The sequence below is a fragment of the Collimonas sp. OK242 genome (genome assembly GCF_900107095.1).
Lineage (GTDB): Bacteria > Pseudomonadota > Gammaproteobacteria > Burkholderiales > Burkholderiaceae_D > Collimonas.
In genome coordinates, this window is sequence record NZ_FNOR01000015.1 from 64,861 (window position 1) to 88,084 (window position 23,224).

Below are 23,224 nucleotides of genomic sequence, written 5' to 3' on the forward strand. Positions count from 1 at the left end.
TCCGGGACAAACCGGGATGAAAATTTAGTTCGGATTCCTAAATATACGCAAGCGCGCCATGCTTGTCAATCGGGACAATCAAACTAGCCCTAATTCGTTTTTCCGCTTGTTTTTCTGTGTTCCGCAAGCCACCAGACCAGCAGGCCGGCCGCACTTAATCCGGCGCCTGTCATCGACACGCCAAACCAGCCGGCGTAGCCGTACATCGAGGTCGACAGCACCGATCCGCAAGCGCCGCCGATGAAGTAGCAAGTCATGTAGCCGGCAGTCAGGCGGTTCCGGGATTCCGGGTGCAGATGATTGATGACGCTGAGATTGGTGACGTGTATCGCCTGCACCATCAGATCCAGCAGCAGGATGCCGATGATCAGGCCCGGCAACGAGCTCTTGGCAAACACCAGCGGCAGCCACGACAGCAACAGCAGGCCCAGGCCGACGGTGGTGGAACGCCCGGCATGGCCGCGGTCCGCCAGCCGCCCGGCATGCGAAGCAGCCAGGGCGCCGGCGGCGCCGACCAGGCCGAACAAGCCGATGGTGCCGTCCGAATAATTGAAAGGCGCAGCCGCCAGCAGGAATGAGATCGAAGTCCAGAGCACGCTGAATACGGCGAAGATGATCCCTCCCAGCAAGGCGCGGGTGCGCAAAACCGGTTCTTCCACGAACAAGGTCAGGATCGATGCCAGCAAGCGCGGATAGTTGAGATGCTGCGTCTGATGATGGCGCGGCAAAGCCCGCCCCAGCACAAGCGCCGTGACGATCATCAATGCGGCGCCGAACCAGTACACGGTCTGCCAGCCGCCCAGCGCCGACAAATAGCCGGCAACGGTACGCGCCAGCAAGATGCCCAGCAGCAGGCCGGTCATCACGTGGCCAACCACCTTGCCGCGCTCCTGCGGCGCCGCCAGCGTCGCGGCAAACGGCACCAGCACTTGCGATACCACCGAAAACAAACCGGTCAGCGCAGTCCCTATCAAAACGAACACCATGCTTTGCGCGGTAGCAGTGATCAGCAGTCCGCAGGCGGACAGCAAGGTCATCACGACGATCAGCCGCTTGCGTTCGACCATGTCTGCCAGCGGCACCAGAAGCATCAGGCCAAAGGCATAACCCAGCTGGGCAACGGTAACGATCAGGCCGGCGCTGCCGTTGGAGATGCCGAAACGCGCGGCGATGGTATGCAGCAGGGGTTGCGCGTAATAATTGCTGGCCACCGCGACGCCGGTGGCGATGGACATCATGATCACCAGGCCGGGGCTGAGTCTGGTGGATTGCGGTTCTGCCATGTTGAAGCGCCTTTAAAAATTCAAGCCGACACTTTATCCCTTATCTCAATGCGGCGCTTTGCCGGTCTTAAAATGGAAAAAAGACCGCCGGCAGGATTTGCATTTTATGGTTACCATTCCAACTCCGACCAAGGAGTCTTGCCATGAGCCAAACTAGCGAAGCCCGTCCGCCGTTCCCGCCCTTCACCCGGGAGACTGCGATACAGAAAGTCAGGATGGCGGAAGACGGCTGGAACACGCGCGATCCGCAACGCGTGTCGCTGGCTTACACGGTCGACACCATCTGGCGCAATCGTTCCGAGTTTCCGCAAGGGCGCGAGCAGATCGTGCAGTTCCTGGCACGCAAGTGGGAACGCGAACTGGAGTACCGGCTGATCAAGGAGTTATGGGCCTTCGACGGCAACCGGATCGCCGTGCGTTTCGCCTACGAGTGCCGCGATGCCGCCGGCAACTGGTTTCGGTCTTACGGCAACGAGAATTGGGAGTTCGCTGAAAACGGTTTGATGCACAGGCGCTACGCCAGCATCAACGATTTGCCGATCAAGGAATCGGAGCGTAAATATCACTGGCCTCTGGGACGGCGTCCGGACGATCATCCGGGATTGAGCGATCTGGGCTTGTAAGCTCGACTGTCTGAGCTTACGAGCTGCCTGTAGCAAGGGCGCATTAAAGATTTGCATACGGCGATACAATAGCGTTCTCTTCTTTAGCCAGGATGCTAGCCATGACAGATGCTCAAGCCGTCAACCCGCTGTTGCAAGACTGGAATACCCCTTACGGACTGCCGCCGTTCGATCAGGTAAGGGCTGAGCATTTCGTACCCGCATTTGAAATTGCGCTGCCCGCGCACCTGGCTGAAATCGATGCGATCGCCGGCCAGGCCGCGGCGCCCAATTTTGCCAATACGCTGGCCGCTTTCGACGCCGCGGGTCGCTTGAACAGCCGCATCAGCCTGCTGTTCGAGAACCTGACCGCAAGCGAAACCTCGCCGGCGCTGCAAGCTGTCGAGGTCGAACTGGCGCCGCGGCTGGCGGCGCACAAGAATGCGATCTACCTGCATGCCGGCTTGTTTGCGCGGATCGCCGCGCTGCATGCAAAACGCACCGAGCTGGACTTGGATCCGGAACAATTGCGTTTGCTGGAACGCATCCACCTGGATTTCGTGCGCGCCGGCGCCAACCTGCCGCAGCAATCGCGGGCGCGCTATAGCGCCTTGACCGAAAGATTGGCTGCCTTGAGCACCGAGTTCACGCAAAACGTGCTGGCCGACGAATCCAGTTTTGCCCTGGTGCTGGAAGACGAAGCCGCGCTGGCCGGCTTGCCCGATTTTCTGCGTGCCTCTGCCAAATCTGCCGCGCAGCAGCGCGGTTTGCCGGAACACAGCTATGTGATTACCTTGTCGCCATCGTTAGCCGAACCTTTCCTGACGTTCTCCGATCGGCGCGATCTGCGGCAAGCGGTGTGGCAGGGCAGGGTAGTGCGCGGCGCCCATGCCGGCGCTCATGACAATCGCCCGGTCGCCGCAGAAATCATGGCTCTGCGCCAGGAACAGGCGCAGTTGCATGGTTATCCGACGTACGCTGACTATCAGCTGATCGACCGCATGGCCGGCACGCCGGAGGCGGTGTCGGCCCTGCTCGGCAAGGTGTGGGAACCGGCCAAGGCCAAAGCTGCCGACGACCGCGCCGCGCTGACCGACATGGCGCGCAGCCTGGGCCAGCCGACGCCGATCGCAGCCTGGGACTGGCGTTATCTGGCTGAGAAAGTCCGGCAGGCGCGCTACGATCTCGACGATGCCGAGTTGAAGCCCTATTTTGCGCTGGAAAACATGATAGTCGCCATGTTCGATTGCGCCCAGCGTTTGTTTGGCATCAGCTTCGTCGAGCAGCGCGGCGCCGCGCTGCATCATGCCGATGCGCGGCTGTGGGAAGTACGCAATCGCGACAATGCGCTGATAGGCTTGTTCATCGGCGACAACTACGCCCGCGCCAGCAAGCGCAGCGGCGCCTGGATGCATATCTTCCGCAGCCAGTCCGGCCACAACGGCGGCACGCTGCCGGTGGTCATCAACAACAATAATTTCGCCAAGGCCGAAACGACATTGCTGAGTTTCGACGACGTCCGCACCCTGTTCCATGAGTTCGGCCACGGCTTGCACGGCTTGCTGTCGCAGGTGAAATACGAGCGTCTGGCCGGCACCCAGGTATTGCAGGATTACGTTGAATTGCCTTCGCAGATTTTCGAGAACTGGGCCGAAGAAGAAGTCGTGTTGCAGCGCCATGCCCGTCATTACCAGAGCGGCGAGGCGATGCCGCCAGCGTTGCTGGAAAAATTGAAACGCGCGCGCCAGTTCGACCAGGCCTGGGCCACCATCATGTATGCCGGTCCGGCCTTGATCGACATGGCCTTGCACTCGCTGCCGAACGGCAGCAAAGTCGATATCGCCGCCTTCGAAGCGCAGCAATGCCAGCTGCTGGGCGTGCCGCAGGACATCGGCCAGCGTCATCATCTGTCTCATTTCCAGCATTTGTTCAGCGGCGCAGATTATGCGGCCGGCTACTACGTATATATGTGGGCTGAAGTGCTGGACGCCGACGCCTACGATGCCTTCATCGAAGCCGGCGACCCGTTCGAGCAAAAGATTGCCGAACGCTTGCGGCGCTACATCTACAGCTCCGGCAACAAACAAGATCCGGCCCAGGCGTTCCGCGCCTTTCGCGGCCGCGATCCGAAGGTGGAGCCGATGCTGGCTAAACGCGGTTTGATTGCATAAGCAACAGTCGGAGAGGAAGGAAGTAGGGTGGGCACAGGCGCCCACCCTGCTTGAATTTTACTCATGCAAACTTGAAAGTTTGTCGCTTGACGCAACCGGCCTGAATCGGGACACTCGGTAACAAGCGCTGCCTCGTCTTGTCTGGCAGCCGCATTTTTTACCACGACCATGACCTCACGCCAGAAACCCGTCCTGCCGCACAAATCCAGCCAGCCCGCGCCAGCAGATCTGCTCGCCGGCATGGAAAAATCGCTAGCCGCATTCATGCAAACGCTCGCGCAAGATGATGAAGAGACAAGCCCGCCGCATTTAATGCATCTGCATCGCTCTTGTCCCTGCTGCACCGGACGCGGTGAATGAGGGTTCGTTCATGATCCGCTAAACCAGTTATATCCTTGATCTTCCCAATAGCCGCCTGGATTTTCGTTGGTGACGAAGATGGCGGCGATGTGCTTGGGATTCTTGAAACCCAGCTTGGTCGGGACTCGCAGTTTCAACGGATAGCCGTATTCGGTCGGCAACGGCGACTGTCCAAAGTCCAGCGCCAGCATCGTCTGTGGATGCAGGGCGGTTGCCATGTCGATGCTTGAATAATAGCGGTCGGCGCATTTGAAGCCGACATAGCGTGCCGTGGTATCGGCGCCGATATGGGCCAGGAAAGTACGGAACGGCACCCCGCTCCACTGGCCGATGGCGCTCCAGCCCTCGATGCAGATATGCCGCGTGATTTGCGATTCTTGCGGCAATGCGCGCAATTGCGCCAGGTTCCAGCTGCGCTTGTCGCGCACCAGGCCGGAGACTTCCAGCTTATAGCTGTCGCCGTCGATTTCCGGCGCCGAGTCGGCGTCATAGAAAGCGTTGAACGGGAACGGCGTGGTAATCATGCTGGCCGGATAAGTCGGCGCCAGATGATGGGGACGGAACAGCATGCCCTGCACCCGGTCGTTCCAGCGCGACATGGCCCACAGCACCTTGTCGACCGTATCGCCATCCTGCATGTTGCAGCCCGACAGCATCGATAAAGCGCCCAGCGACAGGCCGGAACGTAGGAACAGGCGGCGCTGCAGCTGCACCAGTTCCGGTTTCAGTTCGGTGTTGCTTGGCAAGTCTTGCTTATTGTTCTCCTGCTTCTTGTCCTTCATGCTTGCGACTCCCGATGCGATTTTTGCTGTGGCGCGCGCCCCGTCACCATCGGCAGCAAGGTGCTCGGCACGATCAGCACCAGCGCCAGATGCACCGCGACAAACGCCACGATGCCGGCCATCGCAATGAAGTGCACGCGGCGCGCGACGTCGTAACCGCCGAACAGATCGACCAGGCTATCCAGCTGCACCGGCTTCCAGATCGACAAGCCGGACGCAACCACCAGCACGCCGAGCAGCAGCACGATCACATACATCAGGCGCTGCACAGTGTTGTAGATGCCGGCCTGATGCGCCAGTCTGAAAGTCAGCGCATCTTTTAAATCGCGCAGCAAGTCGCGCGCATGCAAGGGCAGGAAGTGGCGGCGGAAATGACCGCTCATAAAACCGTAGCCAAGATAGATCAGGCCGTTGATCGCCAGCAGCCACATCGCTGCCAGATGCCAGGCGATCGCGCCGCCGAGCCAGCCGCCCAGAGTGGCCCATTTCGGAAAGGTGAAAGCGAACAGCGGCGACGCGTTATAGATCTGCCAGCCGCTCATGACCATGCAGACGATGGCGAAGGCGTTGATCCAGTGTGCGGCGCGCACCGGCAGCGGGTGGATGATGCGCCGTCGCAGGTGCTTAGGTTCGAGAGAATTTCCAGCTGTTGTCATGAGCATGCCTTGTAGAGAAAGTGCGCGAGCGGCCGGGCCGCTCGATGGCTTTACTGCATTACATCGGCGGTACTACGCCGTCCTTGCCGACCGAAGCACGTTTTACAACATCGCTGCCGTCAGCCGCTTTGCTGACAAAAAACACGCCATGAGCGCCGGGCGCCAGCAAGCTGCGGTCGCCCTTGTCCAGGCTGACGATAGGGACGTCGGCCGGCACCACGATTTTCTTTTCGCCATCAGGATATTTGACCGTGATCGTGCGGCCGCTGGTCACCACCACGTCGCCCACGGTGCCGTTGGTCATGCTGCTGTTCTTGCCGAGATCCCAGGCGTAATGGCCTTCGCCGACCTTCATGCCGGCCGGGAATACGTGCACTTCCAGCGCCTTCAAAGTGCCGTCCGGCAGCGGCACTGCCGCAGTGCCGATAAAACTGTCCGATTTGATATCGCCGATCGCTGCGTGGCTGACCGCGAAAAGCGTCAGGTCGGGCGCCAGTTTAAGCGTCATTTTCTTGCCGCCCTTGACGCTGACTTCGAGATTGTCAGCGTTCACTTTATCGATGGTGGCGCGGACCCGGACCACCGGTGCGGCTGTTTGGGCGACAGCCATGCTGCCATAGGCCAGGAACGCGGATGCTGCCAATGCAGGAACAAGCCGATGCAGGAGTTGTGTGATTTTCATGGAAACGGTCTCTGTGATTGCTGGGAGGTTCAGTCTAGGCCCGGGGCAATGTCTTATCGGTGACATGCGAATGACAATATTGTCATTCTTCTCGGCTATCGAATTGATAGAATGGGGTGGATTTCAACCACAGCAGCACTCACCAGGTCCAGCATGTCTATCCTCGTCATTGAAGACGATCCCAAGACCGGCGCCTACCTTAAAAAAGGTTTGCGCGAATCCGGTTATGCGGTCGATCTGGTTCGCAACGGTAGCGACGGCCTGCACATGGCGCTGGAGCATGCGTATGAGCTGGTGGTGCTGGATGTGATGCTGCCCGGCGCCGACGGCTGGAAAATCATGGCCGCCTTGCGTGCCAAGCGCGATCTGCCAGTGATTTTCCTGACTGCGCGCGATCACGTCAACGACCGCATCCGCGGACTGGAACTGGGCGCCGACGATTATCTGGTCAAGCCTTTTTCCTTTACCGAACTGCTGCTGCGTATCCGCACGCTGTTACGGCGCGGTGTCGTTCGCGAGACGCATGAACTGGATTTCTTCCAGGTGGCCGATCTGCAGCTCGATCTGCTGCGCCGCAGGGTCACCCGCCAAGGGACTGACATCGTCCTCACCAACAAGGAATTCCTGCTGCTGCATCTGCTGGTCAAGCGCAAAGGCGAAGCGTTGTCGCGCACCGTCATCGCCTCGGAAGTCTGGGATATGAATTTCGATAGCGACACCAATGTGGTCGATGTCGCCATCAAGCGCCTGCGCGCCAAGATCGACTATCCCTTCGAACCTAAACTGATACACACGGTGCGCAGCATCGGTTACATGTTCGCGGAAAATCCATGAATATCTGGCGCAGGCAATCGCTGACGGCACGCGTGACCGTCCTGTTCGCGCTGATTGCCTGTGCGATCGTGACCAGCCTCGGCATGTACTTGTATTCGTCAACCCGGCAGGCGCTGGAAACCCGCGCCGATTATTCCCTGATCGGCCGGGTCGAGCATTTTCGCCGCCTGTTGCACGATCTGTACAACGTCAAGCAGATGGAAGACCGGCCGGCCCTGTTCGAAACCATGCTGGGCAGCGAACAGGACGTGCTGATGTTCGCTTATCCGGGGCAGGCCCCTTTCGTGCGCGTCAATCCCGATAACATGACGCCGCCGCCAATGACGCCGCAAAACCTGAACCAGCCGCTGCAGCTCGGTGCGCTGACGCCGGGCGCAAGGGGCGATGGCGTGCGCGTGCGCTGGGTGTCAGCACTGGCCGAGGTCGGCAGCGACGGCACTACCGTGGTGATTACCGGCGCCCACGTGATGACCCAGGAGTCGCATATCCTGGCACGGTACTACTGGCAAGTGATGGCGGCTGCGGCGGTTTCCGTGCTGCTGACGGCGCTGCTCGGCTTCGTGGTGCTCAAGCGCGGCTTTCTGCCGCTGCAGGCGATGGCCGAGCGCGCCGCCGAAGTCAGTCCGACCAACATCGCGATACGCTTGCGGGAACAAGATGCGCCGCAAGAGTTGCGCCGGCTGGCGGTTTCGTTCAATGCGATGCTGGACCGGCTGGCTGACGGTTATGAGCATCTGTCGCAATTTTCAGCCGATCTGGCGCACGAGATCAGGACCCCGATCGGCGCCCTGATGGGGCAGACCCAGGTAACCTTGGGCAAGGTGCGCAACGCCGCCGAGTACCAGCAAGTGCTGGAATCGAATCTGGAAGAATTGCAGCGTCTGAGCCGGATTGTGGAAAACATCCTGTTCCTGGCGCATACCGATCATGCCGGGCTGACGGTGGAAAAAACGCCGCTGGTGCTGGCCGACGAGTTGCACAAGATTGCCGAATATTTCGAAGGTGTTGCCGAAGAACGCGGTATCCGCCTGGAAGTCGACGCCAGCGGCAAGGTGCAAGCCAGCCCGGTCATGTGGCGCCGCGCCGTGAGTAACCTGGTAGTCAACGCGGTGCGTTATGCGCTGCCCGGCAGTACGGTGCGGCTAAGCGCACGTGCGCAGGCGCAAGGGATTCAGGTTGACGTGGAAAACCAGGGCGATCCGATACCGCAAGAGCAGCTGGATCGGCTGTTCGACCGTTTTTACCGCGGCGACAAGTCGCGCAGCGAATACACCGAATCGAATGGCCTTGGCCTGGCCATCGTCCGCGCCATCATGCTGGTGCATGGAGGCAGTGCGGATGTTGCATGTTCGAATCAAGGGCTGATCCGTTTCAGCTTGTATTTCCCGGACGGCGCCGCGCGTATCTGAACATGCATCTGACGATCTACCCTTGCCGCGCCGCTATAGAGCGCGTTAGCGTATGCGCGCCATCTCCAAAGCCATGCTCAACTTGCCGAAACGAGCGGTAATGTCTTCGAAAGCCTTCTGTTTTTGCACTGTACTCAATTTGCTGTCGTACATATTGTTGCGCAACAGGCCGAACATGGTGAGATCGGCGATCGGCTTCAATTGGGCATCGGTGGAGTGCTGGAAGCCGGACAGGTCGAGGATATTTTGCAGCACGTCGGGCTGGCCGGCGGGATTCTTCGGCTTGCCATAGGTGACGAAGAAATCTTCGATCCTGGTCTTGGTCGCGGCCGGCAGGTCCTTGCGGTACAGCAGCGGATCGTTGGGAATCAAAGGCGACGTCCAGATGACCCGCAGCTTGCTGAGTTGCGCGGGCGATTCTTTTTTCAGCCGGTCCAGTTCTTCGGTATTGTTGGTCGCGACATCGACCTGGCCAGCGATCACCGCCTGCAGGTTCTTCTTGTGATTGCCGACCGTAATATTCTTGAACAGTCTTTCCGGTTCCACCTTGTTCTTGGCGAAGGCATAGTAGGCCGGCACCAGGTAGCCCGAGGTTGAACTCTTGTCGCCATCGTAGAAACTGTAGACGCCCTTGTTCGCCAAGATATCTTCGAACGATTTGATCGGGCTCGCGAATAACGTGATCAGCACTGAGTTGTAGCCGCGCGAACCGTCTTTCTTTACCATCTGCGCAAAAACCGTCGACTGGCCATCTTCCACCGCTTCCAGCGCAATCTTGCTGCTGAGCCAGGCGACCTGGATGGTGTTGGATTTCAATCCGGCTAGGATTTCGTTGTAGTTGGCGGATACCACCGTGCGCACTTCCATTTTTGTGTATCTGGCGAAATCGTCAATCACCGGCTGCCAGCGTTTCTGGGTATCTTCAGCGGTGGTGGTGGCGATCAGGCCGATGGTGATTTTTCTCGGGGCGTCGTCATCCTTGGCGAACGCGCAAGACGTGAGACAAGACATGATCATGGAACACAGCACAAGAACGGTTTTTAGTAATCTCTTCATAAATGCCTATCTGATTATTGCGAATGGTGATGGAAAACGGATGGCTCGACCGTGCCGAAGCGACGGGCGAGCAATGCAATGCGAGGAATGTTGGCAGCAGCCGGCTGCCTGCGGCCGGCCGGCGTGCGGAAAGCGTCAGCCGAGCAGCGTTTCGCCGGTTTTGCCGTATTTGATGCTGGCTTCCGACGGCATCCAGTTGCCGGTCAGTTCATTCCGGCCTTGCAGCAGGAAACGCGGCGACCTGGCCGCGATTTGATTCGCGGCCAGCTTGGACAGATCGCCGATCTTGCCCTGCTTCATGCGATTGACGATCATGCCTAGCTGGGTATCCGCAAAATCGCGCAGCATGTCGTAGTCGCCATCGCTGTCGCCGGCGACGAAGATCGGTCCGTAACCCTTGGCGGCGACCAGTTCCTGCTTGATGACTTCGGTTTTTCCCGGTCCCCAGTTGAGCGGCCAGCCAGTCTTGTACTTGTTGACGAACACGCCGTTGGCGGTCTCCAGGCGCAGGCCGAGTATATGTTCGCGCTTGACGTTGTAGCCGTACTTGGGCGTCGTCGCAAACACCGCCACTACTTCTTCCAGCGAGGCTGAACTGACATAAACGTCGATGCCGCTTTGCTCGAGCGCATCCATCAAGGTTGCAATCTCGGTGCACAGGCGAATCCCGTGAAAATGCGTCACGCTGACGATCCCTGCTTTACCGGGCAGCGCCGCGGGGCTGGTGTATTTGGTCTTGACCAGTCCCAGGCCCAGGTTGTGGTCGTTGGAGGCCTCGGCCAGCTGCTGTACTTCAGCCACCGACATGTTGCTGAAGAAATAGATCACCCACGGATAACCGACATTGACGCCGTAGGTCTCGTTGACGGCTTCGTACAGGTAATACAGCTTGGCGCGGAAATCCTGGAACTGGGTGGTTTCGCGTATCTCTTCCAGCTTCTTGCCGCCTTTTAATTTTTCGTAGTTGTCATACAGGTATTGATAGTCGCTATCGATGTCGCTGCAGATGGCTTCCAGCTCGACGGCGTTGCCGGCGGCGTTCTTGTAGCTGGCGGCAAACGGCCCGGCTGGAACATTCTGGCGGATGATGGCGCCCAGTTCCTGCGGGCTCAGCTTGAACGACAGGGTATTGATCTGGTACATCAGCAACGCCTCTTCGGTATCGTTCATGATGCTGGTGTTATCCCAGTCGAATACCGCGTAAGGGCGGCGTTTCGGGTTGTAGCCGGCGCTGTTCTTGCCGTTGCGGGCCAGCAGCGCTTGCAGTTGCTGGCGATTGCGCTCGCCCCACTTGGCGCGGTCCAATGTCAGGCCGGCGGCCTTGTTTTCCTTGGCCAGCAGTTCCGATGGCAACGCCGTGGCCGCCAGTCCAGCTATCAGCCCCCCGGTCAGGCCACCGGTTAACAACGTGCGTCGCTTTTGTTGCATGGTTTTTACTTCCAATTTTTTTTCGCTTGTCATGGATATGGCCTCCCTGTGCCTGTTGAAATGTTTTGTCATGTGCTGTTCCATACGCTTTTCATGTGCCGCCGAAGTTGCCGCCGAAGTTGCCCCGTAAACAGCCGAATACACTAACATGTTTCCAAATAGAAACGTATATAAAAGATAAAAGAAAAGCTCTATCCAGCGTTCGCAAAACATCAACCCGCCGCCACCGGGATCGCCGTTTTTTGCTATCCTGACGATTCAGCCGGGCAAGATGAATTGCCGTGGCCAGTGATTATTTGCGAGGCACTGCCGATGAAGTCGTCAGGAAGTCCAGCTGTGAATGATTGTGCCGGGTTCAGCGGGCCGTATGGTCTTGCGCGAGGTCGCCATGTCCGCTGACGGCGAGGGTACGACCGACGTGCTGATTGTCGGCGCCGGGCCGGCCGGCTCGCATCTGGCTTATCTGCTGGCAGAGCAGGGCTTGCAGGTAACTATCATCGACAAGCAGGCTTTTCCGCGCGCCAAAGTATGTGGCGGCGGCTTGTCGCGCAAAGCGATGGATTTACTCGGTTTCGACCTCGGCCCGGCGATGCATCAGGCAATCGGCGCCGCCATTCTCAATTACCGCAACCGCGACGCCATCATCAAGGAAATCGAACCGATGGCGGCCTGTACCGTGGTCCGCAGCGAATTCGATAAATTATTGCTCGACCGCGCCTGCGCCAAAGGCGCGCGCTTTCTCGCCGAAACCGCATTTATCGATGCGACGGAAAGCGCCGATGCCGTCAGCGTAACCACCAGCCAAGGCCGCCTGCGCTGCTGCTTGCTGCTGGCCGCCGACGGCGCCGCCAGCGCCGTGCGCAACAAGTTGTTCGGCAAGGATCTGGTGGCTTACGTGCCGGCATTGGAAGCCATGTTGTGGCCGGCCGAAGGGGCGCTGGAGCGCTTCGGTGCGCGTGCCCTGTTCGATTTCGACGGCATGCCGCGCGGTTACGGCTGGATCTTTCCCAAGCGCGATCATTTCAATGTAGGTGTGTACTCACCTTTCGGTGGCACCGCGTTGCGCCGGCATCTGGATCGCTTCACCGCGGCATACGCCAGCTTGCGGCAGCCGTTGCGGGCCGAATACCAGGGCTACATCATCCCCTTGAAGAATCGTCGCAATGTGTTCCAGCGCGGCCGGGTCTGGCTGCTGGGAGACGCGGCCGGCCTGGCGGAAGCCTTGTTTGGCGAAGGGATATATTTTGCGCTGAAGAGCGCCACCATCGCTGCCAGGGCGATTGCTGCCGATGGCGTTGCTGCATCGGCAGCCGGTTCGGGGCTCTATAGCCGGTTGCTGCAGCGCGAGCTGCTGCCCGAGTTGCGCGCCGCTGCGTGGATGGCGCGCTTGATCTACCGTTTTCCGAAACTGGCTTTCTCGCATCTGGTGCTGAATCAGCACATCAACCACGATTTCGCCGGCCTGATCAGCGGCCAGATGGGCTATCGCCATTGCCTGTTCAAAACCGCAGCCGGTTTTCCGCGCTGGCTGCTGCCGAGCAAGGCGCCGGACAACTGGGGCAACAATTCCTGTTAGGTGAACTTAGCCGGCAGCGCCAGGTCAACCGGTTCTAGAAACCGGGCAGGCGCAAGCTTTCCGGATCGCCGGCTTCGGCGCGCTCATGGCCTAGCAGCCAGGCCTTGCGTTCCAGTCCGCCGGCAAATCCGGTCAGCTTGCCGTTCGCGCCCACCACCCGGTGGCAAGGAACGATGATGGCGATCGGATTGGTGGCGTTGGCGCTGCCCACCGCGCGGGCGGCGCCGTTGTGTTCGCCCAGCTGCAAGGCGAGCTTGCCGTAAGTGGTCATCCGGGCCGGCGGAATCTGGCGCAATGCGGCCCATACGCGGTGCTGGAACTCGCTGCCGTTGGTGGCGACCCGGATATCTTTCAGCGCATCGAGTTCGCCTGCGAAATAGCGTTGCAGAGCCGGTTCCGCGCTGGACGGAGTGGTGGCCGCGCTCAGGGTGTAATGGCCGTAGTGGGTGGTCAGCAAACTTCGCATGCGTGGTTCATAATCGTCGAAATCCAGGGCGCGCACGCGATCCTGGGTATCGGTGACCAGCAGGATGACGCCGATGGGCGAGGCGATCCGGTGCAGGGATAAATTCATGTTTGTAATTTCGTCAGATAGTAGGGCGTAGTTTAAAGGTTGCTGTGGCTTCCCGCACTCCGCTGCTTGCTTTTAAATTCGATAAATATCAGTGTAAAGCTGGACTCGTCTTTGTTTTTTCATATTTGGCTGTCTATAGTAATGAAGCAGTCATATAGCTATATAACAACTAGTCCAGGAATCTAGCGTAAGAATTTAGCCGCAACTCTTTTGGAGAAATCGCAATGATTAGCCTTCAGGTGAACGGTCTTACTGTAGAAGTCGACGTCGCAGCGGATACCCCTTTATTGTGGGTGCTGCGCGAAAATCTCAAACTGACCGGCAGTAAATTCGGCTGCGGCATTGCCGCCTGCGGTGCGTGTACCGTGCATGTCGGCGGCAACGCGGTGCGCTCTTGTTCTTATCCCGTGTCTGCGGTCGGGCAACAGCCGGTGACAACTATCGAAGCTGTCGCCGCCGATCCGGTCGGCAAAGCGGTGCAAGCCGCCTGGATCAAGCATGACGTGCCGCAATGCGGTTATTGCCAGAGCGGGCAAGTGATGACGGCAGTGGATTTCCTCAAAAAGAAACGCCATCCGAGCGAGGCCGAAGTGGTCGTCGCGATGGGCGGCAACTTGTGCCGCTGCGGCGCCTACCAGCGCATCAAGGCCGCGGTGCTGGATGCGTCCAACTCTTTAGCATAAGGATGCCATCATGTCCTCCGAATTCATCGTGGCAAATCCAGATTCGGCGCCGCTGAAAAAATCGCGCCGCAAATTCCTGCAGGCGTCCGCCGTTAGCGGCGCCGGGCTGGTCCTCGGTTTCTTCATTCCAGGCTTGGGACGTGTGGCCGGCGCCCAGACCGCCGCCGCCAAAGTCTATCAGCCGAATGCCTTCTTGCGGGTCGGGCCGGACAATAGCGTGGTGGTGCAGGTATCCAAAGTCGATATCGGCCAAGGTACGCTGACCGCGCTGCCGATGCTGCTGGCAGAGGAACTGGATTGCGACTGGGCCAATGTGCGGGCTGAACTGGCCAAGGGCGAAGACGTATTTCGCGATCCCGCCTTCGGCATGCAGATGGTCGGCGGCTCCACCAGCATCGCCCACAGTTTCCAGCAATACCGCGAAGTCGGCGCGCGCGCCCGCAGCATGCTGGTGGCTGCCGCTGCCAGCCGGTGGAAGGTCGATCCGGCCAGCTGCAAAACCGCGAAAGGAGTCATCACCGGCCCGCGCGGCCAGCGCCTGAGCTATGGATCGGTAGCCAATGCGGCGATGTCCTTGCCGGTGCCGGACCAGGTGCAGCTGAAAGATCCAAGACAGTTCACCATTATCGGCAAGGCGACGCAGCGGCTGGATACGCTCGCCAAGTCTAGCGGCCAGCAGAAATTCGGCATCGATCTCGATCTGCCGGGCATGAAAGTGGCGATGCTGGCCCGGGCCGTGCCGTGGGGCGCCAAGATCGCCAAGTTCGACGACAGTGCGGCCAAGGCCATCCCCGGCGTGCGCAAGATATTCACGATTCCAGGGATACGCGGCGGCCAGAGCGTAGTGGTGGTGGCGGACGGCTACTGGATCGCCAAGAAAGCGCGCGACGCGCTGAACATAGAGTGGGACGTGGGCGGGGTGGAGGCGGTCAGTTCGGAGCAGTTGTTCGCGACCTACCGGGAAGCGGTGATGAAGCCCGGCACGCTGGCCAGCAAGGCGGCCGAGTTTAATGCATCAGCGTTAGCCGGCTCACCCAAGATCATCGACGCCATCTTCGAGTTTCCCTATCTGGCGCATACGCCGATGGAGCCGCTCAACATGACGCTGCATTTCACCGGCGACGCCTGCACGGTCTGGGCCGGTTCGCAGTTTCAATCGATGGACCGGCAGGCGATCGCCAAGGTGCTGGGCATCGCCGTCGGCAAGGTCGAATTCAACACCATGATGGCGGGCGGCGCGTTCGGCCGGCGCGCCATGCCGGAATCCGAGAATGCGGTGGAGGCGGCCTATATAGCCAAGGTCATGCGCGGCACGCCGGTCAAGATCATGTATTCGCGCGAAGACGATATCAAGAGCGGTTACTACCGGCCGATGCATGTACACCGGGTGCGCATCGCTTATGACGGGCGCGGCAAGATCGCGGCCTGGGAGCATGTGATTGCCGGCCAGTCGATATTGACCGGCAGCCCGTTTGAATCGTTTCTGGTGAAGGACGGCGTCGACGGCACCATGACCGAAGGCGTGCTGGAATCACACTACGCGATTCCTAACCTGGCGCTGTCGGTACACAATATGCAGGTCAACGTGCCGGTGCTATGGTATCGCTCGGTGGGCCATAGCCACAACGCGTTCGTCATGGAAACCCTGGTCGACGAGATCGCCCGCTCGGTCGGACGCGATCCGGTCGAGTACCGCGCCAGCCTGTTCGACAAATCGGCCAAGCGCAGCAAGCAGGCGCTGGAGTTGGCAGTGGCGCGCTCCGGCTACGGCAAGCGCAAGCTGCCTGCGGGCCAGGCTTGGGGCGTCGCCGTGCATCATGGCTTTAACACCTCGATTGCCTATGTGGTGGAAGTGTCGCTGCACGAAGGGCGGCCGCAAGTGCATCGCGTGACGGCCGGCGTGCATTGCAATATGGCGATCAACCCGCGCACCATCGAAGCGCAAATCCAGGGCGGTGTGGTGTTCGGCCTCTCCACCACCTTGCCTGGCAATCAGATCACGCTGAAAAACGGCGTGGTGCAGCAATCCAATTTTTCCGATTACACTCCGGCGTATATGGGCAGTTGTCCGATAATCGATGTCCATCTGGTGCCCAGCGCCGACACGCCGACCGGAGTCGGCGAACCGCCGGTGCCGCCGATTGCACCGGCCATCGCTAACGCTGTCGCTGCCTTGACTGGCAAGCGTCTGCGCAAGTTGCCGTTCGATGCCATCGTGACTTGACTTGAAATGTAAAAATGGCGCCCGAGGGCGCCATGATGAAGCAGGCAGCGTGGGCACAGCGTGCCCACGCGTTAGCGCTGCTTAGTGCTTGAAGCGCGCTTCAGCCAGCTTGTCCGCCACCACGCTGGTCGGCAAACCTTCAGCGTCGGCGCGTTTGAAGATCTCGCCCAGGGTCACGCCGATTTCACGTACATGGGCTTCGACATCGGCTTCGGGTTTGTCGTAGTACTCGTAGCACACCTTGATGATGCCGCCGGCGTTGATGACGAAGTCCGGCACGTACAACACTTCTTTGCGACGCAGCAATTCGCCTACTTCAGCGGTGGCCAGCTGGTTGTTGGCGGCGCCGGCGACAATCTTGGCTTTCAGGCGCGACAGGGTGGCCGGGTTGAGCGTGGCGCCCAGTGCGCACGGCGCGTAGATGTCGGCTTGCACGTCATAGATGGCGTCGGTTGCAACTACCTCGGCGCCGAACTCGGCGCGCGCGCGTTCCAGCGCAGCCTGGTCGATATCGGTGACGATCAGCCTGGCGCCGGCGGCATGCAGGCGGCGGGCGTAGTCGTAACCCACATTGCCCAGTCCTTGCACTGCAACCGTCAAGCCTTCCAGCGAATCGCGTCCCAGGTAATGCTTGACTGCCGCTTGCGCGCCGACAAAACAACCCAGTGCGGTGAACGGCGACGGGTCGCCGCTGGCGCCGAGGCCGGCGACGTATCTGGTCTTGGCGGCGATATGCGCCATGTCGGCCGGGCTGGTGCCGACGTCTTCCGCCGTGATGTAACGGCCGCCCAGGCGTTCCAGGGCTTCGCCCATGGCTTCGAACAAGGCGGGTGTCTTGGCGGTTTTGGGATTGCCGATAATCACGCTTTTGCCGCCGCCGATAGGCAGGCCGGCAACCGCATTCTTGTAGGTCATGCCGCGCGACAGGCGCAGCACATCGTTGACGGCGACGGCTTCGCTGGCGTAGTCCCACATGCGGCAACCGCCCATGGCCGGGCCGAGGTTGGTGTTGTGGACAGCGATGATGCCTCTGAGGCCGGATTTTTCTTCGGAAACGAAGACCACTTGTTCGTGGTTGTCGAAATTCAATTCATTAAAAATGAAGGTGCTCATGCTTTTGGCTCCGTGCGGATGGCATTCACTCGTCCGGGTAGGGCGGGCTGATGGTTTTCCGTTATATCTAGGGTTAAGGTCGGTGATACGGGTGTTTGCGGCAGGTTGGCGCCGGCAAACGGTTATAGCCGTGATTGTGTCACGCAGCCGAGAGTGTAATTTATCGCTATGTGAAACTCAATTGAGTTCAAGAGTTTGTTCCGGTATTGTTCCGGTATACCTTATAAAGATTGACTTAATTGCAATCAATGATCATTTAAACTGCCAATTAAAACCCGCATTCCAGATGATGTACAATCCTAGTTAGTAACGCCATACGTTATTAATGTTGCGCGTTACTGCCGCCATATGATCGTTACATTCCGTTGCCGCGATACCGAATCAATCTTCAACGGCCAGCGTGTCGCCCGGTTTGCGAACATTGCAGTGGTTGCAATACGCAAGTTGCAGATGCTGCATGCGGCGCACAATATAAATGACTTGCGTGTGCCGCCGAATAATCGGCTGGAAGCGTTGAAAGGCGAGCGTAAAGGACAGTACAGTATTCGCGTCAACGATCAGTGGCGTATCTGCTTTCGTTTTGCGAATGGCAGTGCAAGCCATGTTGAAATTGTCGACTATCATTGATGAGGCCCACCATGACCAGGCAAATTGCTCTTGCAACACCCGGCGAAATTCTCAATGAAGAATTTCTATTGCCGATGAATATCAGCCAATACGCCCTGGCAAAAGCGGTGCATGTACCGGCCCGGCGTATCAACGAGATCATCAAGCATGGGCGGGCCATCACGCCCGATACAGCGTTGCGTCTCGGGCAGTATTTTGGCATGTCAGCGGATTTCTGGACTAGCCTGCAATCACATTACGACCTGGAAACGCGCCGCGCACAAATGACAGACGAGCTGGCAGCCATCAAGCAACTGCAGGCGGCCTGATATGGTGCAGCTGTTTAGCAAATGTTGGTTGTTAACTAAAAACTAAACCAGTTTAGCCAGTCGAATCCCGCGCCGCCGCTTCACGCAATTTGTCTTTCTTGCTCTTGCGTTTGCCTTTGATGCCGCCGTTGAGATTGTCAGTGGGTGATTCAACGCCGGGAGCGCCAGTTGCAACGGTAGTAACGACAGGCTCAAACCCGGCAATCTGTTCGCGTTCGCATTTCAGATGATGGCGTTTCTCTATGAGGCGGAAATGCGCTTCCGTATCGGCGCTGATGAAGCTGATGGCGATGCCGCTCCTGCCAGCCCGGCCGGTGCGGCCGATGCGATGCGTGTAGTCCACCGCCGAGCGCGGCAAATCATAGTTCAGGACCACCGGCAATTGTGCAATGTCGATGCCGCGGGCGGCGACATCGGTGGCTACCAGCACTTGCACTTTGCTGGCTTTGAAGTCGGCCAATACCTCGTCGCGCGCGCCCTGGCTGAACTCGCCGTGAAAGGCGGCAGCCTTGATGCCTGCCCGCTGCAGTTTTTCTGCAATGTGTTCCGCTGCGTATTTGGTGGCGACGAAAACCAGTACCCGGCCCCAGTTGTTTTCGCGCAGCAGATGTCTTAGCAATTGAGTGCGGCGGCCGGCGTCGACTTGTATCGCGCGTTGCTGGATGGCCGGCTGGTTCTGTTCCAGCGCCGCAATGGCGATGCGGGCCGGCTGGTGCAGCATCCTGGCGGCGAGCGCGTGGACTGCGGGCGGGAATGTTGCTGAGAAAAACAGGTTCTGGCGTTGCTTGGGCAGCAGTGCCAGGATGAGTCCGATCTCGTCGGCGAATCCCATGTCAAGCAGGCGGTCAGCTTCGTCCAGCACCAGCGCAGCTACCGTGGCGATGCTGAGGGCCTTGTGCTCAATCAGGTCGAGCAGGCGGCCGGGTGTCGCGACCACGAGGTCGGCGCCGCCGCGCAGATCCATCATTTGCGGATTGATCGATACGCCGCCGAACAGGGCGGCGATTTTTAGCGATTGCGGGCTGGCTTGGGCCAGGGTGCGGATGGCTGCAGCGGTTTGCTGCGCCAGTTCGCGGGTGGGGACCAGGATCAGGGTGTGCAGCCGGCGCGGCTTCTGGCTGGGGCCGTCTTGCAATAATTGCAGCAACGGCAACGCGAATGCTGCGGTCTTGCCGGACCCGGTCTGGGCTGCCGCCAACACATCGTTGCCGCGCAGAATTTCTGGGATGGCCGCGGTTTGGATTGGGGTGGGGGCAGTGTAGCCGCGTTCGCTGATGGCTTGCAGGATGGCGGGGGACAGGCCCAGGTTGGAGAATGACATGACGGCGGGCCTTGACAGCTTGTGGGGCAGCTATCTTACCATTTGCGTTGCTTAATACGTTTTGTGTTCCGTGGATGCATGCCGGAGGTAGCCCTGCAGCTAGTCACATTTGGCAACGTCTCAATGCGGAATTCAAGTCAAGAACAACGTCAAAAACAAACCCATGCAGTTAATTAGGGTCAGAGTCAATTTTCGCAGGCTCTATCGCGAAATTTGACTCTGACCCTAATTAATGGACCACGGAGTACATGCACCAGCATCCGACAGACGTTTGACACCACTCAAACCAACGGCGCCAACAACAACTGCAAATCCTCACTACTAAACTTAGTCGCCAACGCCGCATCGCCGCCCAGCACGCCTTCCGCCAACGCCGCCTTGCGTGCCTGCAGTTCAATAATGCGTTCTTCAATGCTGCCCTCAACCACGATCTTGTAGACGAACACCGTCTGCTCCTGACCGATACGATGAGCGCGGGCGGTGGCTTGTTCCTGCACGGCCGGGTTCCACCAGGGGTCGACGTGGATCACGGTGTCGGCTGCCGTCAGGTTGAGGCCGACGCCGCCGGCTTTGAGGCTGACCAGCAGCAGCGGCACGGTTTTGCTTTGGAACTGCGCTACCAGCTCGCCGCGTTTTGCCGGCGGCGTCTTGCCGGTCAAGGCTAGCCAGGGCAGTTGCAAGGCATCGAGTTCGAGCGCGATCAAGTCCAGCATCTCAGTGAATTGAGAAAACACCAGGATGCGCCGGCCTTCGGCCACCAGTGCCGGCAGCATGTCGCGCAGCAGTTCCAGTTTGGCGCGTTCCATGCTCGCCGGGTGCTCCATGCCTTTCAGCAGAAACGGATCGCAACATACTTGCCGCAGCTTGAGCAGGGCATCGAGAATCGTGATTTGTCCGCCGGCAAAACCTTTGCGTTTGAGGACGCCGCGTACCTGTTCGTCGGCCGCTAAACGGACGCTTTCGTATAGATCGCGTTGCAACCCTTGCAATTGCACGCGCCTGACTGCCTCGCTGCGTGGCGGCAGTTCATTCGCCACTTCATCTTTGCGGCGGCGCAGGATGAACGGCCTGACACGTTGCGCCAGCAATTGCGCGCGCAGGGTTTGACCGCCATACTCGATCGGTTTGCGCCACAAGCGCGTGAAGCTTCGCATGTCGCCGAGGAAACCGGGCATCAGGAAATCGAATTGGGTCCACAATTCGCCCAGATGGTTTTCCAGCGGCGTGCCGGTGATGCACAGCCGATGCCGTGCGCGCAAACGCCGCACGGCGCCGGCGCTGCGGGCGGCGGCGTTTTTCACGGTCTGCGCTTCGTCCAGGATCAGCATGTGAAACGGCTGCGCCTCTAGCGCCGTGCGGTCGCGCCATAGCAAGGGGTAAGTAGTGAGTATCAGGTCGTGCTCTGCCATGCGAGAAAAATCGCGCTGCCGCTCCGGCCCCTGCAAGGCAAGCACACGCAAGCCGGGCGCCATGCGCCTGGCTTCGGCCTGCCAGTTGAATATCAGTGAAGTCGGCAGTACTGCCAGTGCGGGCAGGTCGAGACGGCCTGCCTGTTTCTCGATTAGCAGGTGAGCCAGCGCCTGCGCGGTTTTGCCGAGACCCATATCGTCGGCCAGGATGCCGGCGAGGCGATGCTCGCGCAGGTATTGCAGCCAGGCCACGCCGTGCAATTGATAGGGCCGCAAGGTGACGCCGAGGCCGCTCGGTGCGGCCACGGCTCGCGGCGTGCCGGCTCCCTGCAGCCGTTGCGCCAGCGCGCGCAGGCCGGCGTCGCCTTGCAATTGCCAGCTGCCATGGGCGCCGGCGCGTCCGCGCTGCGTATCCAGCAGGCTCAAACGCATTGTCTCGAGCCGATAGGCATCCCAGGATGACAGCAGCAGCGGGCCGTCTTTGCGCTGGGGGTCGGTCAGCAACTCAAGCATGCTGCCGACTATCGCCTTGAGCGGCGCCGCCCGCGCTTCAATCCGCTTGCCGCCGGGCGCTCGCAACATGATCAGGGCGTGATCGTCGATCAAGGCAATCTGTTTGGCGTCCAGCCAGCGCCCGTCGCGTTGCAGCAGATGGGCTAGCAGAGGCACCAGATCAAGCATTTCGCCGTCGACTTCGATGCCCAGTGTCAGTAGCCAGGAACCTTCGCCAGCAGGCAGGCCCAAGGCAGTCACGGCCTGCTCGCGACCGCGCATGCGCGACGCAACTTCCTTGCCCAATACCTGGCCGCTCTCGGGGCTGACGATCAGATGCCAGGCATCCACCGCCACGCTTTCATGCGCAAAACCGGGACGTACCACGATGGCCCAGCCCTTTGCCTGCAGAGCCGGCAATTGTTCGGCCCAGAAGTCGCCGAAAAAATCTTCCTGCACCAAGGTCCAAAGCGAGGCCAGCGTGTGCCCGGCTTCCTGTGCTGCGTCATCCGTGCGCCATTGCAGGGTATCGCTCGGCAGCGGATGCAAGCCGAGCTCCCACACCAGGTCCAGGGCGTCGGCTTCGGCGCCCAGGTCGCGCAGCAACAGCTGTCGGCCCTGGTTGTTTACAACCGTTTGCGAGGATGCGGGGCGCCGATTCAGCAGCGTGGTAGGCGCCGCGGTCTCCCACTGCAAACCGTCATCGGTGACATAGGTCCAGGTGACTTGCGCCACCGTCACGTTAGGGCCGCGCGGGCCGAACGGGCCGGAAGGACGCATTCCCAGCAGGCCGTCGCCGCGCCCCAGGGTTTGCAGCGTCAGGCGCGGCCGGAAGTGGCCGACGGTGTTTGCAAGGGCATTCATCTCGCTGAGAAGCGGACCGCCAGTTCGCCCAGATCACCGTATCGTATTGCGATGTCCTGCGCCACGGGCAAGCTGAAACTGCCGGCGTAGGAGCCGGTAATGACGGCTTGTCCGGCCTGCAATCCTTGCCCTCTAGCGCGCAGGAATTCTGCCAGCCAGTACAGCGGAGCGCGTGGATTGACGGCCGGATGGCGGCCGCTTAGCTGGCTGGTTTCCTGGCTTGCGATGCTGATCCGGATCGCCAGCTCAGCAGCAGCATGTGCAGCTTCGATATCCACCTGTGGCCCGAGGTACAGCCCCTGGTTGAGCAAGCCGTCAGCCAGGTTTTCAATAAAACCTGCTTCATCCGGCTCGCTGTAGCGGCTGTCTATCAGTTCGAGGGCAAGGTAGGTAGCGCCGATTGCGGCATCAATTTCCGCTGCAGAGTAGGGCGATGATCGTGCCGGCAAATTCTGAGCGAGGACGAAAGCCAGTTCCGGTTCAACCCGGACCTGGCCGCCGCGTACCCTGGCAGCACACGCGCCGCCGTGGTAGACGGTGCCGGCATAGATGGGAGCCACCACCGGCTGGCCGTCGACAGGCAAGCCGCATTTCCAGCCGGCGATCTTGTCGCCCAGTTGTTCACTCACGAGAGCCTGCACCGCCAGCGCGGCCGCGGCGTCCGGTGGCCGCAGGGACAGCGGCAGGCGCGCGCCTTGTGCGCCGGATCGGCGGCGTTGCGCGAGGATGGCTGCAGCGGCGGCCAGGGCGTCTTGGGTGTGAGAAGTCAT

Annotated in this window: 20 protein-coding genes; 9 read left to right on the top strand and 11 right to left on the bottom strand. The window is 59.9% G+C overall.

From position 1 onward, the window contains the following. Positions 1-89 precede the first annotated feature (89 nt). Positions 90-1,283 carry an MFS transporter gene (locus BLV81_RS17170; protein ID WP_092358476.1) on the bottom strand — a complete coding sequence of 398 codons (1,194 nt, stop codon included), beginning with the start codon at positions 1,281-1,283 and terminating at the stop codon, positions 90-92. Between the two features lie 143 nt (positions 1,284-1,426). Here BLV81_RS17170 and BLV81_RS17175 point away from each other — a divergent pair, with 143 nt between their 5' ends. Then, positions 1,427-1,906 (top strand): nuclear transport factor 2 family protein, encoded by a 480-nt coding sequence (locus BLV81_RS17175; protein WP_092358478.1) that lies wholly within the window; start codon positions 1,427-1,429, stop codon positions 1,904-1,906. Positions 1,907-2,007: 101 nt separating this feature from the next. Further along, positions 2,008-4,056, top strand: a complete 2,049-nt coding sequence (locus tag BLV81_RS17180; protein WP_255365307.1) for a M3 family metallopeptidase — start codon at positions 2,008-2,010, stop codon at positions 4,054-4,056. A 368-nt stretch (positions 4,057-4,424) separates the two neighbouring features. Here BLV81_RS17180 and BLV81_RS17190 read toward each other — a convergent pair whose 3' ends face one another. The 3 genes from BLV81_RS17190 to BLV81_RS17200 are packed head-to-tail and all read right to left on the bottom strand — an operon-like array spanning position 4,425 to position 6,536. Further along, positions 4,425-5,198, bottom strand: a complete 774-nt coding sequence (locus BLV81_RS17190) for a molybdopterin-dependent oxidoreductase (RefSeq protein ID WP_176992876.1) — start codon at positions 5,196-5,198, stop codon at positions 4,425-4,427. Further along, on the bottom strand, positions 5,195-5,854 hold the full coding sequence (locus BLV81_RS17195; RefSeq protein WP_092358484.1) for a cytochrome b/b6 domain-containing protein: 660 nt from the start codon (positions 5,852-5,854) through the stop codon (positions 5,195-5,197). Before BLV81_RS17195 ends, BLV81_RS17190 begins: the two co-directional genes overlap by 4 nt. A 58-nt stretch (positions 5,855-5,912) precedes the next feature. Further along, positions 5,913-6,536, bottom strand: coding sequence for a hypothetical protein (locus BLV81_RS17200; RefSeq protein WP_092358486.1), 624 nt, complete (start codon positions 6,534-6,536; stop codon positions 5,913-5,915). Positions 6,537-6,689: 153 nt separating this feature from the next. Here BLV81_RS17200 and BLV81_RS17205 point away from each other — a divergent pair, with 153 nt between their 5' ends. Together BLV81_RS17205 and BLV81_RS17210 are read left to right on the top strand one after the other, a co-directional pair. Further along, entirely contained in the window at positions 6,690-7,370 is a 681-nt protein-coding gene (locus tag BLV81_RS17205; protein ID WP_092358488.1) for a heavy metal response regulator transcription factor, read from the top strand. After that, on the top strand, positions 7,367-8,779 hold the full coding sequence (locus BLV81_RS17210; RefSeq protein ID WP_092358490.1) for a heavy metal sensor histidine kinase: 1,413 nt from the start codon (positions 7,367-7,369) through the stop codon (positions 8,777-8,779). The genes BLV81_RS17205 and BLV81_RS17210 overlap by 4 nt, the downstream gene beginning before the upstream one ends. Before the next feature lie 45 nt (positions 8,780-8,824). On the opposite strand, the gene phnD is transcribed toward BLV81_RS17210, so the two are convergent. Together phnD and BLV81_RS17220 are read right to left on the bottom strand one after the other, a co-directional pair. After that, entirely contained in the window at positions 8,825-9,835 is a 1,011-nt protein-coding gene (gene phnD / locus BLV81_RS17215) for a phosphate/phosphite/phosphonate ABC transporter substrate-binding protein (RefSeq protein ID WP_092358492.1), read from the bottom strand. 135 nt (positions 9,836-9,970) lie between these two features. Further along, complete coding sequence (locus BLV81_RS17220; RefSeq protein ID WP_092358588.1) at positions 9,971-11,263, bottom strand: haloacid dehalogenase-like hydrolase; 1,293 nt, start codon at positions 11,261-11,263, stop codon at positions 9,971-9,973. Between the two features lie 340 nt (positions 11,264-11,603). Here BLV81_RS17220 and BLV81_RS17225 point away from each other — a divergent pair, with 340 nt between their 5' ends. Next, entirely contained in the window at positions 11,604-12,839 is a 1,236-nt protein-coding gene (locus BLV81_RS17225; protein ID WP_092358494.1) for a geranylgeranyl reductase family protein, read from the top strand. A gap of 34 nt (positions 12,840-12,873) precedes the next feature. On the opposite strand, the gene BLV81_RS17230 is transcribed toward BLV81_RS17225, so the two are convergent. After that, complete coding sequence (locus BLV81_RS17230; protein WP_092358496.1) at positions 12,874-13,413, bottom strand: methylated-DNA--[protein]-cysteine S-methyltransferase; 540 nt, start codon at positions 13,411-13,413, stop codon at positions 12,874-12,876. A gap of 224 nt (positions 13,414-13,637) precedes the next feature. On the opposite strand from BLV81_RS17230, the gene BLV81_RS17235 reads away from it, so the two are divergent. Continuing rightward, on the top strand, positions 13,638-14,096 hold the full coding sequence (locus BLV81_RS17235) for a (2Fe-2S)-binding protein (RefSeq protein ID WP_092358498.1): 459 nt from the start codon (positions 13,638-13,640) through the stop codon (positions 14,094-14,096). Between the two features lie 10 nt (positions 14,097-14,106). Then, positions 14,107-16,320, top strand: coding sequence for a xanthine dehydrogenase family protein molybdopterin-binding subunit (locus BLV81_RS17240; RefSeq protein ID WP_092358500.1), 2,214 nt, complete (start codon positions 14,107-14,109; stop codon positions 16,318-16,320). Positions 16,321-16,401: 81 nt separating this feature from the next. On the opposite strand, the gene BLV81_RS17245 is transcribed toward BLV81_RS17240, so the two are convergent. Continuing rightward, complete coding sequence (locus BLV81_RS17245) at positions 16,402-17,433, bottom strand: Glu/Leu/Phe/Val family dehydrogenase (RefSeq protein WP_092358502.1); 1,032 nt, start codon at positions 17,431-17,433, stop codon at positions 16,402-16,404. A 348-nt stretch (positions 17,434-17,781) separates the two neighbouring features. On the opposite strand from BLV81_RS17245, the gene BLV81_RS17250 reads away from it, so the two are divergent. Together BLV81_RS17250 and BLV81_RS17255 are read left to right on the top strand one after the other, a co-directional pair. Then, complete coding sequence (locus BLV81_RS17250; protein WP_092358504.1) at positions 17,782-18,060, top strand: type II toxin-antitoxin system RelE/ParE family toxin; 279 nt, start codon at positions 17,782-17,784, stop codon at positions 18,058-18,060. An 11-nt stretch (positions 18,061-18,071) separates the two neighbouring features. Then, positions 18,072-18,368 (top strand): HigA family addiction module antitoxin, encoded by a 297-nt coding sequence (locus BLV81_RS17255; RefSeq protein ID WP_092358506.1) that lies wholly within the window; start codon positions 18,072-18,074, stop codon positions 18,366-18,368. Between the two features lie 52 nt (positions 18,369-18,420). On the opposite strand, the gene BLV81_RS17260 is transcribed toward BLV81_RS17255, so the two are convergent. The 3 genes from BLV81_RS17260 to BLV81_RS17270 form a co-directional block, all read right to left on the bottom strand. After that, the gene (locus BLV81_RS17260; protein ID WP_092358508.1) at positions 18,421-19,689 is read right to left on the bottom strand and encodes a DEAD/DEAH box helicase; all 1,269 of its coding nucleotides are present in this window, start codon (positions 19,687-19,689) and stop codon (positions 18,421-18,423) included. A gap of 281 nt (positions 19,690-19,970) precedes the next feature. Further along, positions 19,971-22,454, bottom strand: coding sequence for a DEAD/DEAH box helicase (locus BLV81_RS17265; protein ID WP_092358510.1), 2,484 nt, complete (start codon positions 22,452-22,454; stop codon positions 19,971-19,973). Next, complete coding sequence (locus BLV81_RS17270) at positions 22,451-23,224, bottom strand: fumarylacetoacetate hydrolase family protein (RefSeq protein WP_092358512.1); 774 nt, start codon at positions 23,222-23,224, stop codon at positions 22,451-22,453. Before BLV81_RS17270 ends, BLV81_RS17265 begins: the two co-directional genes overlap by 4 nt.

Bases quoted from the DNA above. Each gene is read 5' to 3' on its own strand.
- BLV81_RS17260 (WP_092358508.1), bottom strand. From the start codon at position 19,689: ATGTCATTCTCCAACCTGGGCCTGTCCCCCGCCATCCTGCAAGCCATC.
- BLV81_RS17175 (WP_092358478.1), top strand. From the start codon at position 1,427: ATGAGCCAAACTAGCGAAGCCCGTCCGCCGTTCCCGCCCTTCACCCGG.
- BLV81_RS17265 (WP_092358510.1), bottom strand. From the start codon at position 22,454: ATGAATGCCCTTGCAAACACCGTCGGCCACTTCCGGCCGCGCCTGACG.
- BLV81_RS17270 (WP_092358512.1), bottom strand. From the start codon at position 23,224: ATGACTTCTCACACCCAAGACGCCCTGGCCGCCGCTGCAGCCATCCTC.
- phnD (WP_092358492.1), bottom strand. From the start codon at position 9,835: ATGAAGAGATTACTAAAAACCGTTCTTGTGCTGTGTTCCATGATCATG.
- BLV81_RS17180 (WP_255365307.1), top strand. From the start codon at position 2,008: ATGACAGATGCTCAAGCCGTCAACCCGCTGTTGCAAGACTGGAATACC.
- BLV81_RS17250 (WP_092358504.1), top strand. From the start codon at position 17,782: ATGATCGTTACATTCCGTTGCCGCGATACCGAATCAATCTTCAACGGC.
- BLV81_RS17190 (WP_176992876.1), bottom strand. From the start codon at position 5,198: ATGAAGGACAAGAAGCAGGAGAACAATAAGCAAGACTTGCCAAGCAAC.
- BLV81_RS17170 (WP_092358476.1), bottom strand. From the start codon at position 1,283: ATGGCAGAACCGCAATCCACCAGACTCAGCCCCGGCCTGGTGATCATG.
- BLV81_RS17235 (WP_092358498.1), top strand. From the start codon at position 13,638: ATGATTAGCCTTCAGGTGAACGGTCTTACTGTAGAAGTCGACGTCGCA.
- BLV81_RS17240 (WP_092358500.1), top strand. From the start codon at position 14,107: ATGTCCTCCGAATTCATCGTGGCAAATCCAGATTCGGCGCCGCTGAAA.
- BLV81_RS17255 (WP_092358506.1), top strand. From the start codon at position 18,072: ATGACCAGGCAAATTGCTCTTGCAACACCCGGCGAAATTCTCAATGAA.
- BLV81_RS17245 (WP_092358502.1), bottom strand. From the start codon at position 17,433: ATGAGCACCTTCATTTTTAATGAATTGAATTTCGACAACCACGAACAA.
- BLV81_RS17200 (WP_092358486.1), bottom strand. From the start codon at position 6,536: ATGAAAATCACACAACTCCTGCATCGGCTTGTTCCTGCATTGGCAGCA.
- BLV81_RS17205 (WP_092358488.1), top strand. From the start codon at position 6,690: ATGTCTATCCTCGTCATTGAAGACGATCCCAAGACCGGCGCCTACCTT.
- BLV81_RS17220 (WP_092358588.1), bottom strand. From the start codon at position 11,263: ATGCAACAAAAGCGACGCACGTTGTTAACCGGTGGCCTGACCGGGGGG.
- BLV81_RS17230 (WP_092358496.1), bottom strand. From the start codon at position 13,413: ATGAATTTATCCCTGCACCGGATCGCCTCGCCCATCGGCGTCATCCTG.
- BLV81_RS17210 (WP_092358490.1), top strand. From the start codon at position 7,367: ATGAATATCTGGCGCAGGCAATCGCTGACGGCACGCGTGACCGTCCTG.
- BLV81_RS17225 (WP_092358494.1), top strand. From the start codon at position 11,604: ATGATTGTGCCGGGTTCAGCGGGCCGTATGGTCTTGCGCGAGGTCGCC.
- BLV81_RS17195 (WP_092358484.1), bottom strand. From the start codon at position 5,854: ATGACAACAGCTGGAAATTCTCTCGAACCTAAGCACCTGCGACGGCGC.